The 15476-nt window shown below is 70.6% G+C and carries 16 protein-coding genes; 8 read left to right on the top strand and 8 right to left on the bottom strand.

The window, feature by feature from the left end:
• Nucleotides 1-13: 13 nt before the first annotated feature.
• On the bottom strand, nucleotides 14-694 hold the full coding sequence (locus OHB44_RS19895) for a GntR family transcriptional regulator (RefSeq protein WP_167457549.1): 681 nt from the start codon (nucleotides 692-694) through the stop codon (nucleotides 14-16).
• A gap of 70 nt (nucleotides 695-764) precedes the next feature.
• Between OHB44_RS19895 and OHB44_RS19890 the strand changes: the two genes are divergently transcribed.
• Entirely contained in the window at nucleotides 765-1481 is a 717-nt protein-coding gene (locus OHB44_RS19890) for a YoaK family protein (protein ID WP_266302190.1), read from the top strand.
• A gap of 3 nt (nucleotides 1482-1484) precedes the next feature.
• On the opposite strand, the gene OHB44_RS19885 is transcribed toward OHB44_RS19890, so the two are convergent.
• Genes OHB44_RS19885 through OHB44_RS19870 form a run of 4 tightly spaced genes read right to left on the bottom strand, consistent with a single transcriptional unit; the run spans nucleotide 1485 to nucleotide 4739 of the window.
• On the bottom strand, nucleotides 1485-2111 hold the full coding sequence (locus OHB44_RS19885) for a response regulator transcription factor (RefSeq protein WP_238682592.1): 627 nt from the start codon (nucleotides 2109-2111) through the stop codon (nucleotides 1485-1487).
• Nucleotides 2108-3358 carry a sensor histidine kinase gene (locus tag OHB44_RS19880; protein ID WP_330437830.1) on the bottom strand — a complete coding sequence of 417 codons (1251 nt, stop codon included), beginning with the start codon at nucleotides 3356-3358 and terminating at the stop codon, nucleotides 2108-2110. Before OHB44_RS19880 ends, OHB44_RS19885 begins: the two co-directional genes overlap by 4 nt.
• Before the next feature lie 5 nt (nucleotides 3359-3363).
• Entirely contained in the window at nucleotides 3364-3816 is a 453-nt protein-coding gene (locus OHB44_RS19875; protein WP_238682590.1) for an ABA4-like family protein, read from the bottom strand.
• Nucleotides 3813-4739, bottom strand: a complete 927-nt coding sequence (locus OHB44_RS19870) for a hypothetical protein (protein ID WP_330437829.1) — start codon at nucleotides 4737-4739, stop codon at nucleotides 3813-3815. The genes OHB44_RS19875 and OHB44_RS19870 overlap by 4 nt, the downstream gene beginning before the upstream one ends.
• 166 nt (nucleotides 4740-4905) lie before the next feature.
• On the opposite strand from OHB44_RS19870, the gene OHB44_RS19865 reads away from it, so the two are divergent.
• The gene (locus OHB44_RS19865) at nucleotides 4906-5655 is read left to right on the top strand and encodes a glyoxalase (protein WP_330437828.1); all 750 of its coding nucleotides are present in this window, start codon (nucleotides 4906-4908) and stop codon (nucleotides 5653-5655) included.
• Nucleotides 5656-5672: 17 nt separating this feature from the next.
• On the opposite strand, the gene OHB44_RS19860 is transcribed toward OHB44_RS19865, so the two are convergent.
• Nucleotides 5673-6923 carry an MFS transporter gene (locus tag OHB44_RS19860; RefSeq protein WP_330437827.1) on the bottom strand — a complete coding sequence of 417 codons (1251 nt, stop codon included), beginning with the start codon at nucleotides 6921-6923 and terminating at the stop codon, nucleotides 5673-5675.
• Between the two features lie 82 nt (nucleotides 6924-7005).
• On the opposite strand from OHB44_RS19860, the gene OHB44_RS19855 reads away from it, so the two are divergent.
• Both OHB44_RS19855 and OHB44_RS19850 read left to right on the top strand, forming a co-directional pair.
• Complete coding sequence (locus OHB44_RS19855) at nucleotides 7006-7890, top strand: LysR family transcriptional regulator (RefSeq protein ID WP_238682586.1); 885 nt, start codon at nucleotides 7006-7008, stop codon at nucleotides 7888-7890.
• A 178-nt stretch (nucleotides 7891-8068) separates the two neighbouring features.
• Nucleotides 8069-9241 carry a lactonase family protein gene (locus OHB44_RS19850; protein ID WP_238682585.1) on the top strand — a complete coding sequence of 391 codons (1173 nt, stop codon included), beginning with the start codon at nucleotides 8069-8071 and terminating at the stop codon, nucleotides 9239-9241.
• Nucleotides 9242-9492: 251 nt separating this feature from the next.
• Here OHB44_RS19850 and OHB44_RS19845 read toward each other — a convergent pair whose 3' ends face one another.
• Together OHB44_RS19845 and OHB44_RS19840 are read right to left on the bottom strand one after the other, a co-directional pair.
• Nucleotides 9493-10359, bottom strand: coding sequence for an aldo/keto reductase (locus OHB44_RS19845; protein ID WP_330437826.1), 867 nt, complete (start codon nucleotides 10357-10359; stop codon nucleotides 9493-9495).
• A 182-nt stretch (nucleotides 10360-10541) separates the two neighbouring features.
• Entirely contained in the window at nucleotides 10542-10844 is a 303-nt protein-coding gene (locus tag OHB44_RS19840) for a helix-turn-helix domain-containing protein (RefSeq protein WP_330437825.1), read from the bottom strand.
• Nucleotides 10845-10909: 65 nt separating this feature from the next.
• On the opposite strand from OHB44_RS19840, the gene map reads away from it, so the two are divergent.
• From map to OHB44_RS19820, 4 genes are all read left to right on the top strand, one after another.
• Complete coding sequence (map, locus tag OHB44_RS19835) at nucleotides 10910-11686, top strand: type I methionyl aminopeptidase (RefSeq protein WP_266302198.1); 777 nt, start codon at nucleotides 10910-10912, stop codon at nucleotides 11684-11686.
• Between the two features lie 183 nt (nucleotides 11687-11869).
• Nucleotides 11870-12739: a CDP-alcohol phosphatidyltransferase family protein gene (locus OHB44_RS19830; protein ID WP_442932616.1), complete on the top strand. Its 870-nt coding sequence runs from the start codon at nucleotides 11870-11872 to the stop codon at nucleotides 12737-12739.
• Between the two features lie 98 nt (nucleotides 12740-12837).
• On the top strand, nucleotides 12838-14505 hold the full coding sequence (locus OHB44_RS19825; protein WP_330437824.1) for a sulfatase-like hydrolase/transferase: 1668 nt from the start codon (nucleotides 12838-12840) through the stop codon (nucleotides 14503-14505).
• A 36-nt stretch (nucleotides 14506-14541) separates the two neighbouring features.
• A complete protein-coding gene (locus OHB44_RS19820; RefSeq protein ID WP_330437823.1) occupies nucleotides 14542-15342 on the top strand; it encodes an FkbM family methyltransferase in 801 nt (266 codons plus the stop codon).
• The last annotated feature ends 134 nt before the right edge of the window (nucleotides 15343-15476 follow it).

Genomic DNA, 15476 nt, shown 5'->3' with positions numbered 1-15476 from the left:
GGCCGCGCGCCCGTCAGCGGGCGCCGTAGCCGCCTTCGGCGTTCTCGTAGGCCGCTGCGGATGCCGCGTCGAGGTGGTCGAGCGCGGCCCGCTCGGCGCGGTCACCGTCGCCCGACTCGATGGCGTCGACGAGTTGGATGTGCTCGGCCCACGAGTGTGGCGCGCGTTCGGCCGCCCCGAGCCGGAAGACCCACTGGACATGGAGGTAGAGCGACTTGGCGATCGACGAAAGCCAGGGGTTTCCGCTGATCTGGAGGATGCGCAGGTGCAGCGTGCTGTTCAGTTCGGCGACCCGGGCCAGGTCGTGGCGCTGCGTCGCCTCGCGGCCCTGGTCGAGCAGGGCACGCAGGGACGCCACGTCGGCCGCTGTGGCCCGCTCGGCGGCCAGCCGGGCGGCCAGCGTCTCCAGGCGCTGTCGCACGGCGAACATGTCGGTGATGGTCCCGCTGCTCGGTGAGGCGACTACGGCTCCCCGGCGGGGGAGGATCACGACGAACCCCTCCGCCTCGGCGACGCGCAGTGCCTCCCGGACGGGGTTGCGGGAGACGCCGAAGTCCTCGGCGAGCCGGTCCTCGGTCAGCCGTTCCCCGGGCAGGTAGTCGCCGTCGATGATGGCGGTCCGCAGCGCGGCGAGGACCTGATCGCGTAGCGGCAGGTGTTGCGCGCCGAGCTTGTCCCGTAGGTCTTCAGCCACCTGGTCGCCTCTCCGTGAACGTGTCCGGACAAAGTGTATACGAAGAACAATTACTGGAAGGTGGCCGACAGTGTCGAGCACAGCGCCCCGCGTCACCCACCCTCGCGTCGCCCCGCGCCGAGACGAGCGCCTGCTGCGGCGACGGCAGGCGCTCGTCGTCGTCCTCACCTTCCTCACCGGGAGCGCCGACGCTCTCGGTTTCCTCGCCCTCGGCGGCGCCTTCGCCAGCGTGATGACCGGCAACATGGTCCTGCTCGGGCTCTCGGCCGGCCGGGGTGAAGCCGACCTGGCGCTGACGTCGGGCTGCGCCATCGTCAGCTTCATCGTCGGTGTCCTCGCGGGCGCCCGCGTCGTCGGCTCGGCACAGCCCGACGATCCGGTCTGGCCCCGGCGAGTCACCTGGGCGCTGGTCCTGGAGCTGTCGGTGTTCGTCGTGTTCGCCGTCGTCTGGGAGATCACCCTGCACACGCCCGACGCGGGTGTCCACCTGGCGCTACTCATGCTGTCCGCGGTCGCCCTGGGCGTGCAGAGCAGTGCCATCCAGCGCTTCGGCGTGTCCGGCCTGTCCTCCACGTACCTGACCGGCACGCTCACCAGCCTGATCGCCGGGGTCGCCGCGCGCAGCCCGTGGGCCAGCCTGCGTCCCAAGGTCCAGGTGCTGCTGGCCCTCATGGTCGGCGCGGCGGTCGGCGCCCTGGTCGCCCTGCACCTGCCTGTCGTCGCCCCGGCCCTGCTGATCGTGCCGCTGGTGCTCGTCATCGCCGTGTCCGCGCGGATGCGGGCCTGAGCGTCAGACGCCGCGAGCGAACAGGGCCAGCCGTACCCGGTTGGGGCTGTCGGTCTTCGTCATCAGGCTGGTGATGTGGGTCTTGACGGTGGTGACACCGATGTGGAGCTGGTCGGCGATCTCGGTGTTGGACAGGCCCTCGGCGACCAGGTTGAGCACGTCACGTTCCCGGGCGGTCAGGCCCGGCAGGGCCGGTGGCGACCCGGGGCGGGCGCGCACCGCGCGCTGCACGAGGCGGCGCAGCACCTCCGGGCTGAACGGGCTGTCGCCGACGGCGGCCCGTCGGATGCCGTCCAGCAGCTCGGTCGGGGGCGCGTCCTTGAGCAGGAACCCGCACGCTCCGGCGGTCAGCGCGGGGTAGAGGTGGTCGTCGTCGCCGAACGTGGTCAGCACCAGGACGCGGGTGGCGGGGCGTTCGGCGAGGATCCGGCTGGTAGCGGTGATCCCGTCGACACCGGGCATCCGCAGGTCCATGACGACGACGTCGGGGAGGAGCCGCCCGGCCAGCGGGATCGCCTCACGGCCGTTGTCGGCCTCACCGACGACCTCGATGTCGGGTTGGGCCTCGCAGAGCATGCGCAGTCCGGCCCGGATGAGGTGCTGGTCGTCGACCAGCAGCACCCGGATCACGCCGGCTCCGGCGCGGGCGACCCGGCTGGGGCCTCCCGCTCGCGGGGCACCGACCCGACCGGCGCGTCGGCGGGCGCGGCGGCCACGGCCGGAAGGACGGTACGCACCCGCCACCCGGCGCCGGTCGGGCCCGTCTCCAGCCGGCCGCCGAGGACCTCGACGCGTTCCCGCATTCCGGTGATGCCGTGCCCGCCACCGGCCGGCACGCCCGCTGGCAGCCCGCCGCGACCGTTGTCGGTGACCTCCCAGTGCACGCAGCCGTCCCGGACAGCGACCACGAGGTGCGCGAGCGCGGACGCCCCCGCGTGTTTGGCCACGTTTGTCAGCGCCTCCTGGGTCAGTCGCAGCACCGCCATGCCGCGTACCGCGTCGAGTGAACCGATAGCCGGGTCGAGATCGGCCTCCACAGTGACACCCGCCTGCCGGGCCCGGTCGATGGACGCGCCGATCGCCGCCGGCAGTGCTGACGGTTCGATAGCGGTCAACGCCGCGTCGCCGCGTACCCCGTCGGGGTTGCGCAGCACCGCGACCAGCCGGCGCAGCTCCGTGAGGGCCGCGGTGCCGGTGCCGTGCACGTCGTCGAAGACCTCGCCCACCCGGGGGTCCAGGTCGGTGAGCACGTGCCGGGCCACGCCGACCCGCAGGACCATCGACGCCACGTGGTGCGCGATGACGTCGTGCAGCTCGCGGGCGATGGCGCCGCGTTCGTCGGCGCGGGCCGCACGGCTCTCCGACTCGTGCTGGCGTTGCTCGGCCACGGCCCGCTCCACGGCCTGCCGACTCAGCTCCCGGTTGGTGCGGATGACGAGGCCGAGCAGCACCGGCACACCAACCTCCAGGGCCAGGCCGACGATGCCCGAGGCGACCTGGCCGACCGGGTCGCCGACCGAGTCGGTCAGGTCGACCACGACCAGCAGCGCGGTGGACAGCCAGATGGTCCGGGGGCGGCGCGCTCGCATGGTGATCTCGAGCAGGGCCCAACTCGCGCCGACCTGGTTGATGGTGAAGTCGTCGACCAGGCCGATCGCGACCGTCAGCAGGGTGGCCTGTGCCACCAGGTTGACCACCGGCCGACGGTGCGCCGCCAGCGCCACTGTGAACGCGAGGACCGCGAGGATCCACTGTGTCGTCGTGGGCGTGCTGGTCGAGCGCGGAACGAAGAGCAGGTAGCACAGCCCACTGAGATCGAGCAGTAGCATCCGCACGAGCGAGTCCCGCATGTCGAACAGTCGCCCCGGCCAGCTCACGGTGGTCAGCCTAGGTGCTGCGGGCCGGTGGCGGCGGCCGTCGGCCGCCGCCACCGGGTCCGGACCGCGAGGTACGCGGCCAGGCCGAGCGGTCCGAGCAGGATGGTCAGCACCAGCACCGGAGCCATCACCAGCGCCGGCACCCCCCGTTCGCGGCTGTCCAACCACGCCCACCGCCCGACGAACAGGTCGAACGCGATCATGTGCGCCCAACCCGCCGCGGCCCCGTTGGAGGTGCCGAGCAGGTCGCGCACCCCGGCCAGGGTCGGCGACGCCACGGCCGGCAGCACCTCGCCGAACGCCGGGAGCACCAGCAGCGCGTAGATCACCACGACCGGCAGCACGATCAGCGGCGAGGCGATGATCCGGGCGGTCCACGACCAGCGCGGCAGCAGGATCATCAGCGCCCAGAACGGCGCTGCGACCGCGAACGTCAGGGAGAACAGCGTCGCGGTCACGCGGCCAGCGCCAGTTCCGGGCGACGTCGGCGGGCCAGCACCAGGCCGGTCGCGGTCGCCGTCGCGAGCACCAGGGCCGCGACCGCGGCGAGCGTGACGGCGTCCGGCCGCAGCAGCGGCTGCTCGCGCAGGGCCTGCCAGGTCAACAGCACGGTGAGTACGCCGTACGCGCTGCCCGCGACGACCAGCAGCCGGGCGCGGGTGCGCTCGCCCAACCGCGTCGCGAAGCGGCTCAGCAGGATCGCCAGGATCGGCAACGCCTGGAGGGCGTGCAGCCCTACGAAGTGCCCGATCCGCAGGTCACCGCCGGTGGTGCTCCAGCCCACGATCGGCAACCCCGGTCCACCGTCGGGCACGCCGACGCTGTGCGCCCCAGTGATTCCCTCGATCCCCGGGTCCTGCGTCGGCAGCGCCATCGGCACTGCCGCGAGCATGCCCAGCAGGGACAGGCCGAGCCCCCACCCGACGGCGGTCGCGGCGACCCGATCGGGAATCCGCTGGATCATCACCACGATCGCGATGACGAGGTGCGCGAAGAACAGCACCATGATCGCCGCGCCCATCGCCGCGAACAGCGCGGTGTTCAGCGGGGTGCTGTCGTTGAAGTGGCTGGTCTGTCCGCGTATCACCTGGCCGACGATCAACGCGTTCTCGACGACCGCCACCGCGACGATGACGACGACCGCCCTCTCGGCGGCCCGGCTGCGTCGCGGCAGCAGGGAGAGCATCCAGGCGAGCGTCGCGCCGTACAGCACGAACGACACCGCGAACTTGAACGGCTTGAGCCAGATCGGCGCCCCGGTGAGGACGCGCGGGTCGACGAGGATGCCGACGACGGTGACGACGCCGAGTACTGCCATCACGGATACCAGGATCATCAGTGGGCGGTTCCAGCGCGTCGCCCTGCGCACATCGGTAGTCATGTCTGTAGATGTTCGTGGCCGTGCCCGCCGATCGCGTCCGACCCCGAGCCCTGGTTGCGGCCGGTGGTCGGAGCGCGCCTCCTCCCTGGGTAGGAGACGAAACCCGTCGGGGCCGCTCGGTGGTACTGGCACAATGGCCGGCCTGCCGACCGGACCGGGAGTGACGATGACGACCAATGCGGACCGTGTCCAACCGAACGAGACCACAGTGCCGCTGCTGCATTGCGCGGCGCCGGAGGAGACCCTGGCGTTCTGGCGGGCCCTCGGGTTCGAGGTGGCTTTTGAGCAACTCAGGCCATATGTGTACCTGGCGTTCACCTGGAGTGGGTTCCAGCTGCACTACGGCCCGGCGCCGAAGGATCTCGACCCGGCGAAGGAGCATTCCGGCGGCTGCCTGGTGATGGTGGACGCGGTGGGCTCGTACCACGCGGCGTTCGCCGAGGCGATGCGCCGCAGCTACGGCAAGGTGCTGGTCAAGGGTCTACCCCGAATGACCCGCTACCGCGCCGGGTCGTCGCGGTTCAGCATCGTCGACCCGTCGGGCAACTCCATCGTCTTCATCCAGCGGGACGAGCCGGAGGACGTGGAGTACGGCGGGTCGGAGGAGCTTGACGGGCTGGCCCGGGTGCTCGACAACGCGCGGATCCTGCGCGAGTTCAAGATGGACGACCGGGCGGCCTACCGGGCGCTCGACTCGGGGATGCGCCGCCGTGCCGAGGACGCCCCGGTGGTCGAGCGGGCGATGGCGCTGGCCGGCCTGATCGAGCTGGCCATCGCGTTGGACAAGGCCGACCGGGTGCCCGAGTGGGGCGCCCGACTCCAGGCGCTGTCCCTGACCCCGGAGCAGCGGACACTGGTGGCGCAGTACGTCGCCGACCCCACCCTCCTCGAACCGTGGTGGCCCGAGGTGCGCTGACCCCGGACCTCCCCCGCTCATCGGGCTTGTGCCGCTGCGCTGTGGCGGAACAGCGCCGCCACGGCGGCGAGCATGACCAGTAGCAACCCGGTGAACCAGTTCATCGCCGTGCCGGCGCTGACGGCCTGGGTGGCGACGCCGATGCCGACGGACGGCAGGATCATCCCGAGGTAGCCGATGAGGAACAGCCCGGCCAGGGCCTCGCCGCGCTGGGCGGGCGCGGCCATCGCCGCGACGGCACCGACGGCGGCCTTGAAGAGCACGCCGGCGCCGATGCCGGCGACCACCCCGCCGACCAGGAACACCGGGAGGCTGGCGGTGTGCATCCCCACCAGCAGGACGGGCACGCCGACGGCCTGGGCGAGCAGCCCGAGGCGCACCTTCGCCGGGGCGGCCAGCCGGCTGGTGAGGGTCTGCGCCACTGCCGCGCCGCCGAACACGGCGAACACGATCGCGCCGGCCAGGGCCCGCGACGGAAGGTGCAGGGCGCCAGCGACGAAACCCGGGGCGACAGAGGTGAACAGGCCGAACACGGCGAAAGAGGCGAACCCGGCGGCTGCCGCGGCCAGGTAGCCGGCCCGGTCCCCGTGGTCGGCGCTGATCCGCTGTGGCCGGTAGGTGGGCTTGACCAGCCGCTCCTCGACGGTCTCCGGGGTCAGGGCGACCGCCACGATGCTCGCCGCCAACAGGACGGCGAACACCAGGTACGGCGTACGCAGCGGCGCGTCGACGTACTGGGCGAGGACGCCCGCTACCAATGCGCCGACGCCCAGCCCGCCGATGTTGGCGGCGGTGGAGACCATCTCGAAGCGCTGGCCCGACGAGCCGGGCCGGTGCGCGGCGTGCAGCTCCTGGAGGTACGCGGTGGCGGTCGCGGTGATCAGGCCGATGCCCAGCCCGCTCACCAGCCGGGCGACCAGCAGCACCGGCAGGGACGGGTCACCCAGGAACAGGGCGGCGGCCACCAGCTCCAACACCAACGCCGGGATGAGGATCTTCTTGCGGCCGACCCAGTCCGAGACGTGACCGGCGAGCAGCAGGCTGATCACCACGCCCACCGCGTAGACCGCGAACACGATAGTGCCCATGAACGTGGAGAAACCGTCCCGCGCCATGTAGAGCGGGTAGAGCGGGGCAGGCACTGTGCAGAACGCCATCGCGGTCAGAAACGCCAGGGCGATGGCCCAGAAGCCACGGCCGTGCCGGCGGGACGAGCCGTCGCGGCGGTCGGACGTGGTGGGGCCGGGTGTCAGGGTCGACAAGGACATGACCCCACTGTTGCCTCGCCCAAGCATCAGGTCCAACGAAAGTTGATGCTCGCGACGATCGCGATCGGTGATACTTGGTGGTGTGGAGCTCCGCCAACTTGAGTACTTCGTCGCAGTGGCCGAGGAACAGAACTTCACCCGCGCCGCCGCCCGCCTGCACGTCGTCCAGTCCGCCGTCTCCGCTGCGGTCAAGACCCTCGAACGTGAACTGGGCGCGTCACTGCTGGACCGCAACTCCAAGCGCGTACGCCTCACCGACGCCGGTGCCGCGCTGCTGCCGCGCGCCCGGATCGCCCTCGACGCGGCCCGCGACGCCCGCGACGCGGTCGCCGAGGTGCACGGCGGCCTGCGCGGCACCCTGCGCATCGGCACGATGACCTCGATCAGACTCCTGCACCTGCCGGCCCTGCTCGGCGAGTTCCACCGCCGGCACCCCGGAGTGCTGCTGCACACCAGCGTCGCCCCGCACGGCTCCCAGGGGCTCATCGACGCCCTCGCGGAACGCCGGCTCGACCTCGCGTTCGTCTCGCTGCCCGGCACACCTCCTGCGGAGATTCACCTCACCGAGCTGGCCAGCTCGGCACTCGACCTCGTCGTCCCGGACGACCACCCGCTGGCGACCCGCGAGGCGCTCACCCTCGCCGACATCGCCGGGTTGGACTTCATCGACTCCCCGGTCGGCTACGGCAACCGGGCCGTGACCGACAGGGCGTTCGCGGCCGCCGGCCTGTCCCGGCGCGTCACGATCGAGATCCCCGACATCGCCACCGGCGCTGAATACGTGCGCCACGGGCTCGGCATCGCGCTGCTGCCCCGCTTCGCCGTCGCCGACGACCACGGGGTGCGCCTGCTGAGCGTCACCGGCGCCGACCTGAACTGGACGGCCTCGCTCGCCACCCCGGTGGACCGCCCGGTCGGGGCCGCAGCCCGTGCGCTGATCAGCCTGACCGCCGAGTTCCTGCCCTGACGGTCCCGGACGTCCGCTTCGCCCCTATGCCACCTGCGTCCACACGTCCGCTCATTCCACAGAAAGGCACGAAATTACCGCTTTAGGGTAAGTGAGGCATACCCACCTAGCTGCTCCGATAGCTTTCGAAGGAGAGGAAAACTCGTATTCCTCCCTTCGGGTGCATAAGGAGTCAGTGATGAAGCGCAGTGTCGCGCTCGCGGCAGCCCTCCTGGCAGGTCTGACCAGCATCGGATCGATCCCCGGGGCCGCCTTCGCCGATGGCGGCGGCCCCGGGTACCACGACGACCGCAAGGGGGGTGATTACCACCACGGCGACGAGGGAGCGGTCTTCGTTCAGACCAACAAGGCCGAGGGCAACACCATCAAGGTGTACGACCGCGACGAGGACGGCCGTCTCACCAAGGCGGGCGAGTACGAGACCGGCGGGCTGGGCGGCTTCACCATCGGCGCGCCGCTCGACGCACTGGCCTCGCAGGGCTCCCTGACCTACCACCGCGGACTGCTGTTCGCTGTCAACGCCGGCAGCAACACCGTGACGGTCTTCCGGGTGGAGGGCACCAAGCTGCACAAGCTCCAGGTCATCTGGTCCGGCGGCCTGCTGCCGGTCAGCGTCGCGGCCCGTGGCGACCTCGTCTACGTCCTCAACGCCGGTGGCGAGGGCTCGGTGCAGGGCTTCGAGCTGCACAAGGGCCGACTGTCGCGGATCGAGGACGCCAACCGGTCGCTCGGGCTGCACAACGGCAACCCGCCGGCGTTCGGGACCGCCCCGGCCCAGGTCAAGATCGACCCGGACAGCGAGTTCGTCCTGGTGTCGACAAAGGCCGCCAACGTCATGTTCAGCTACGAGATCGGTCGCAACGGCAAACTGTCCCGCAATCCCGTCATCAGCGACGCGGGCAACGCCCCGTTCGGCTTCACCTTCGACAGCGAGGACTCGCTGCTGGTCACCGAGTCGGGCGCGAACGCGGTCAGCCGGTTCGAGCTGGAGGACGACGGCGCGCTCGACCAGGTCGGCCCGTCGGTGCCCAACGGCCAGCAGGCGACGTGCTGGATCCAACGCGTCGGCGACTACTTCTTCGTCGCCAACGCCGGCAGCTCCACCATCAGCTCCTACCGGGTCAACGACGACGGCAAGCTCGAACTCGTCAAGAACGTCGCCGCGGACACCAACGGCGGGTCGATCGACATGACCACCAGCGACGGCTTCCTGTACGTGCAGAACGCCACCGCCGGCAACGTGCAGGGCTACAAGGTGCACGAGGACGGGTCGCTGAATCTCGTGACCACAGTGGAGGGTCTGCCGAAGTTCGCCGACGGCATCGGCATGGAGGGCATCGCCGCCTCCTGAGCGCGCCACCCGCTGGTCCCGGTCGTTCGTCGACCGGGACCAGCTCGCTGTGTCACGAGGCTGAGGCCCACTCGCGCGATTTTCCCCGGTTCGTGCCGACCGGCCTGTGTGGGCTCGGTCGACCCCCGCCCGGTCGAGCCCCGGCTACCGGACCCGTGGACGACGAACGGCCACAGAACGTGTGGACGAAGGCCAAAGCGGCAATGGTGGCGGCCCCGGATGAGCGGGGTCACTGCATCCTGCCGGGGCCCCTACTCGAGGCTGGCCAACTCCTCCGGCGACAGGACCAGAGCCCCGGCGGCGAGGTTCTCAACCAGGTGATCGGGGTTGCCGGTACCGGGGATGGCCAGCAGGTGCGGGCCGCGGCTGAGGGTCCAGGCGATCCGTACCTGTGCCGGCGTCGCGCCGTGCGTGCGCGCGATGGCCTCCACTGCCGCGTTGGCGGCCACGCCGCCGGCCTCACGTCGGTCGCCGGCGAGAGCGAAGAACGGCACGAATGCGACGTTCTGGTCACCGCAGGTACGCACGAGCTGATCCTGCGTACGTCGGGTGTCGACACCGTACGTGTTCTGCACGCAGACCACCGGGGCGATCGCCTGCGCCTGCGCGAGGTGGTGCGGACGGATGTTGGACAGGCCGAGATGCCGGATGAGTCCGGCGTCACGGAGCTCGGCCAGCGCGCCGAAGTGCTCCGCCACCGACTCCAGTCCGTCTTGGCGCAGGTTCACGACGTCCAGATGGTCGCGGCCGAGTTGGCGTAGGTTCTCCTCGACCTGTCCACGCAGCTGATCCGGTCGGGCCAGCGGCAGCCACTCTCCCGAGGGGTCGCGGCCCGGTCCGACCTTCGTGGTGATGACCAGATCATCGGCGTACGGCGACAGTGCGCTGTTGATTAACTCGTTGGCCGACCGGAGCGGCGAAAAGTAGAACGCCGCCGTGTCGATGTGGTTCACACCGAGGTCGACCGCTTGGCGTAGCACCCCGATGACCCGCGCGCGGTCGCTCGCCGCGCTGCCGTTACCTGTCAGGCGCATTGCGCCGAATCCGATCCGATTGACGCTCAGGTCGCCGAGCGTCCAGGTACCCGCAGATTCCGCACTGATCATGTTGGTGGGCATTGGGCGAACTTAGCCACCGCCGCTGACCTGCGCAGTCGGGCGTCTGCCCGATACCGATCGGGAAGATCCACTGTTAGGTTATTTATCGTGGGAAGCGCGTTGCCGGCAGTGCAGTGACAGCCCGCAGATCATTCGGGTCCTGACCGCGTTCGCGTTTCGCGCTGGCGACAGACCGCCGCGCGCTAGGACGCCAACCGCTCGCGCGCGGTGCGTGTCGGCCGGGGGAGTTCGGCGCTGCCGTCCGACGTGTTGATCTCCGACCAGATGGCGTCGAGGGAGAGGCCGAGGACGTCGGCGATCGCCGCGATGGTCGGAAAGGCGGGGGTGGCTATCCGGCCGGACTCGATCTTTCGAAGGGTCTCTGGCGAGACGCCCGCGTCCAGCGCGGTGAGGAGCATCGAACGCTCTCCACGGGCGCGACGCAGGAGCGCGCCGAGGCGCTGTCCGCGTTCGAGCTCTTCGGGAGTGAGCGGCAACCTGACCATGCCCCGATTCTAGTACCGGGATAATATGGCCGGGATACTTATTGGTCGCCCGAGGAAGGCGCTGCATGATCGAGATCCTAAGCCCCACCGACGTGCTGCGAGCGAAGGACACCGGAGCGCTGGTCGCCGGCATCCTCCAGTCGTTGAAAAGCCGCTGCGTGGTCGGCACCAACCTCCTGGACATCGACCGGTGGGCGCAGGCCATGATCACCGAGGCCGGGGCGCAGTCCTGCTACGTCGACTATGAGCCGTCCTTCGGGCGTGGGCCGTTCGGCCACTACATCTGCACGTCGGTGAATGACGCCGTGCTGCACGGGTTGCCGTACGACTACCCGCTCGCCGACGGCGATCTGCTCTCGCTCGACCTCGCCGTCTCGCACTGTGGAGTCGTCGCGGACTCGGCCATCAGCTTCATCGTGGGCGACACGCGGCCTCCGGAGAGTCTCGCGCTGATCGACGCGACCGAGCGCGCGTTGCAGGCGGGGATCGCCGCCGCCGGCCCCGGCGTTCCCATCGGTGACCTCTCCCACGCGATCGGCTCGGTCCTCAAGGCGGCGGGATTCTCGGTCAACACGGAGTTCGGCGGCCACGGCGTCGGCTCGACGATGCACCAGGACCCGCACGTCTCCAACACCGGGCGCCCCGGTCGTGGCTACCGGCTACGCCCGGGGCTGCTGCTGGCGCTGGAGCCGTGGGTGATGGCGGACACCGCCACGCTCGTCACCGACGCCGACGGCTGGACCCTTCGCAGCGCGACGGGCTGCCGGACGGCGCACAGCGAGCACACCATCGCCATCACCGACGACGGCGCGGACGTGCTCACCCTGCCGACGACGCCCTGACCCGTACGAGACGATCGACGCCCTCATCGGTCAGCCGACGACGGGCCCACGATGGACGATTAACCGCCCACCGAAGGGGCACGTCCCTCCGTGGCACCCTGCCGGGTCGCGTTCAGAATGAACCGATCGGTCATATTTTCCGTGATGACGGTCAGGGTCACCCACCAGAGTCACGGAGGCACGATGTCAACGGTTCGAACTGGTCCGGTCATCGGACTGCTCGTGCAGATCGTCCTGCTGGCGGTGCTGGCGGAGACTGTCGGTCTGGGCACGGCGGGCTGGGTGGCGGGGCTGGCGTACGGGGTGGTCCTGTGTGCCCTGCTCAGCCGGGGGATGTCCCGCTCGGGCGCGGGTGCGCTCAGCCCGGCCGACCGGGTGACCCTGAGCCGGGCGATCCTCGTCGGCGGCGTGACGGCCCTGGCCGCGGACTCGTTCGGCGGGTCGGCGCCGATCACACTGATGGTCGTCCTCACCAGCGTGGCGTTGGCCCTCGACGCCGTGGACGGGTACACGGCCCGCCGCACCGGGACCACCAGCGAGCTCGGCGCGCGCTTCGACATGGAGATCGACTCCTTCCTGGTCCTGGTGCTCTGCCTGCACGTGGCCCCCACTGTGGGTGGCTGGGTGCTCGTGATCGGCGCGATGCGCTACCTCTTCGGCGCCGCTACCTGGGTGTTGGAGTGGATGCGGGGATCCGCGCCGCCGCGGTACTGGAGCAAGGTCGTCGCCGCGATCCAGGGCGTGGTGTTGACGGTGGCGATGGCTGACGTGCTGCCCGCGCCGCTGACGACGGTGGTGCTGGTGGTTTCGGTGGCGCTGCTGGTCGAGTCGTTCGGGCGTGACGTCGCCTGGCTCTGGACGACCCGGCGCCTCCGCCACACCGTCATCCACGGCGCCCCGGGTGCGATGGTCCAGCCGGCCAGCTCGGCCAGCCACAGCGCCCCGAGCGCCGGAGTGGGGCTGGCCGAGCTGACCCCGGGTGCTGCCGATGGTCTGCCGTGGTCGGACCGTCCCACTGTCGCCGTGGTCCGACGCGGGATCGCCCGCGTCTGAGCCGCCCGGATGCCGCGCCCAACAAAGATCATGGAAGGATGCCCGGGTTGTCGCTCTTGACGCGTGTACGTCAGCTGCCGAGCCAGGGACGGAGGGCGATGAGGGACGAGGCCCCGGACGGCACCGACGACGGCACCGACGACGGCACCGACGTCGAGGATCGGCCGAAACGTTCCATCGCCGCCCGGCTGACGACAGTGCTGGCCGCGCTGCTCGTGCTGCTCGTCCTCACCGTGCCGTACGACTTCGGCCGGCTCAGCCCGGCGGCGTTCGCGCGGATCCCCCTGGAGGCGCTGCTGGTCGTGGCCCTCCTGCTCGCCCTGCCGTCTCGTGGCAGCCGACTGGTCGCGACGCTGGCCGGCGTGGCCCTCGGCCTGCTCGGCCTTTTGAAGCTGCTCGACCTGGGGTTCACCGCCTCGCTGAGCCGGGCGTTCGACCCGGTGCTCGACTGGGCGCTCCTCGACGAGGGGTTCGCCTTCCTCAGCGAGTCGTACGGTCGACCCGCCGCCATCGGCGTCGCCATCGCCCTGGCGGTGGTGCTCGTGGGCCTGCCCACACTGGTCACGCTGTCGATGCGGCGACTGCGGCGGCTGGTGGTCCGGCACCGCACCGGGACCACCCGGATCGTGGCCGCGCTGGTGGTCGTCTGGGTGGCCTGCGCCGCGTTCAACGTGCGGGTGGTCGAGGGCGTGCCGGTCGCCGACACCTCCGCCACCACCCTGGCCAACGGGCACGGCTTCCAGGTGCGCCTGCGCCTCGATGACCGCGAGACGTTCGGCGCGCTGATCGAGGCCGACAGGTTCGGCGACACCCCCGGTGACCAGCTACTGACAGCGCTGCGCGGCAAGAACGTGGTGATCGCCTTCGTGGAGAGCTACGGCCGCGACGCCGTCGAGGACCCGGAGTTCGCGCCGCAGGTGGGTTCGGTCCTCGACCGCGGCACCAGCGAGCTGAGCGTGGCGGGTTTCGCCGCGCAGAGCGGCTTCCTCACCTCGCCGACCTTCGGTGGCGGCAGTTGGCTCGCGCACGACACGCTGCTCTCCGGCCTCTGGATCGACAACGACCAGCGGCACCGCACCCTGCTGGCCAGTGACCGGATGACCCTCAACGGCGCCTTCCGACGGGCGAACTGGCAGACCGTCGGCGTGATGCCCGCCGTCACCAGGGCGTGGCCGGAGGGTTCCTTCTTCGGCTACGACCGGTTCTACGACGCCAAGGCGCTCGCGTACCGTGGCCCGAAGTTCAGCTTCGGCACCCCGCCCGACCAGTACACACTGGCGAGCTGGCAGCGTCTGGAGCAGACCAAGCGCGACGGCAACGTGATGACCGAGCTGGCGCTGGTGTCGAGTCACGCGCCCTGGACGCCCGTTCCGCCGCTGCTCGACTGGGCCGACGTCGGCGACGGCGCTGTCTACCGTGGGGCCGGCGCGGGCCGGTCGGACGAGAAACGCCGCAATACCGGCCAGATCCGGGCAGACTACCGAAAGTCCATCGAGTACACCCTCGGCACGCTCATCTCCTACGTGCGGACCTACGGAGACGACGACCTCGTGTTCATCGTGCTCGGTGACCACCAACCCGCCGCTGTCGTCACCGGCGAGAACGCCAGCCACGACGTGCCGATCTCGATCATCACCCGTGATCGGGCCGTGTTGGACCGGATCTCCGGGTGGGGCTGGCAGGACGGGCTGAAGCCCGGGCCGCAGGCGCCGGTCTGGCGGATGGACGCCTTCCGGGACCGGTTCCTGACCGCCTTCGGACCGTAAACCGGCCACCTCTCTCACGGACTGGACCTCAGACAGATGACGGCTACCACCGACACCAGGATCGCCGCGCTCCGGACCGACCCGGCCCTGTCCCTGCTGCACCGGTCGCTGGACGTCTACTACGGCGATCCCGAGCGGGACGCGAGAATGGACGCGTTCTACTCCCGATTCGTCGGCGGCGGGGACCTCGTCTTCGACATCGGCTCCCACGTGGGCGACCACATCGCGAGCTTCCGCCGTCTCGGTGCCCGGGTCGTCGCCGTGGAACCGCAGCCGCTGTGTCTGCGCGCCCTACGGGCGATCTACGCCGATGACGACCAGGTGACACTTGTCGATGCGGCGTGTGGCGCGCTCCCCGGGCGTACCCGGTTGCACGTCAACTCCGCCAACCCCACCGTCTCGACCGCCTCACCGGACTTCGTCCGGGCGGCCAAGGGCGCGGGTGGATGGGAGGGCCAGGTGTGGGACACCGACATCGAGGTTCCGGTGGTCACCGTCGACGCGCTGATCGAGACGTACGGCGTGCCGACCTTCACCAAGATCGACGTTGAGGGTTTCGAAGCCGAGGTGCTGGCTGGCCTGAGCCGCCCACTGCCCGCGCTGTCGTTCGAGTTCACCACCATCGCGCGCGCGGTCGCCGACCGGTGTCTCGATCGCCTGACCGCGCTGGGCTTCGACGGCTTCGACGTCGCGGTGGGCGACGACAAGTCGATGACGTTTCGACGGTGGATGTCCGCGAGCGACCTGGCGAGGCACCTGCACGACCTGCCGCACACCGCGAACTCCGGCGACGTGTACTGCGTGTCCGGAACCCGGGCGGCAACCACCGAGAGCTGATCGCGGCACTCGTCACCGCCTCGGTCCACGGTGACCGACACTGGGCCCGACGATCAGATGATCGGCCGCTGGCGGTGGGACGAACCAGCGCGGGATGATCGACGTTCGTCTCGACGCCGAGCCGAGCCACGCGA

It is taken from the genome of Micromonospora sp. NBC_00821 (assembly GCF_036347035.1).
Classification (GTDB): domain Bacteria; phylum Actinomycetota; class Actinomycetes; order Mycobacteriales; family Micromonosporaceae; genus Micromonospora; species Micromonospora hortensis.
This window is presented reverse-complemented; position numbering and strand designations above follow the sequence as displayed.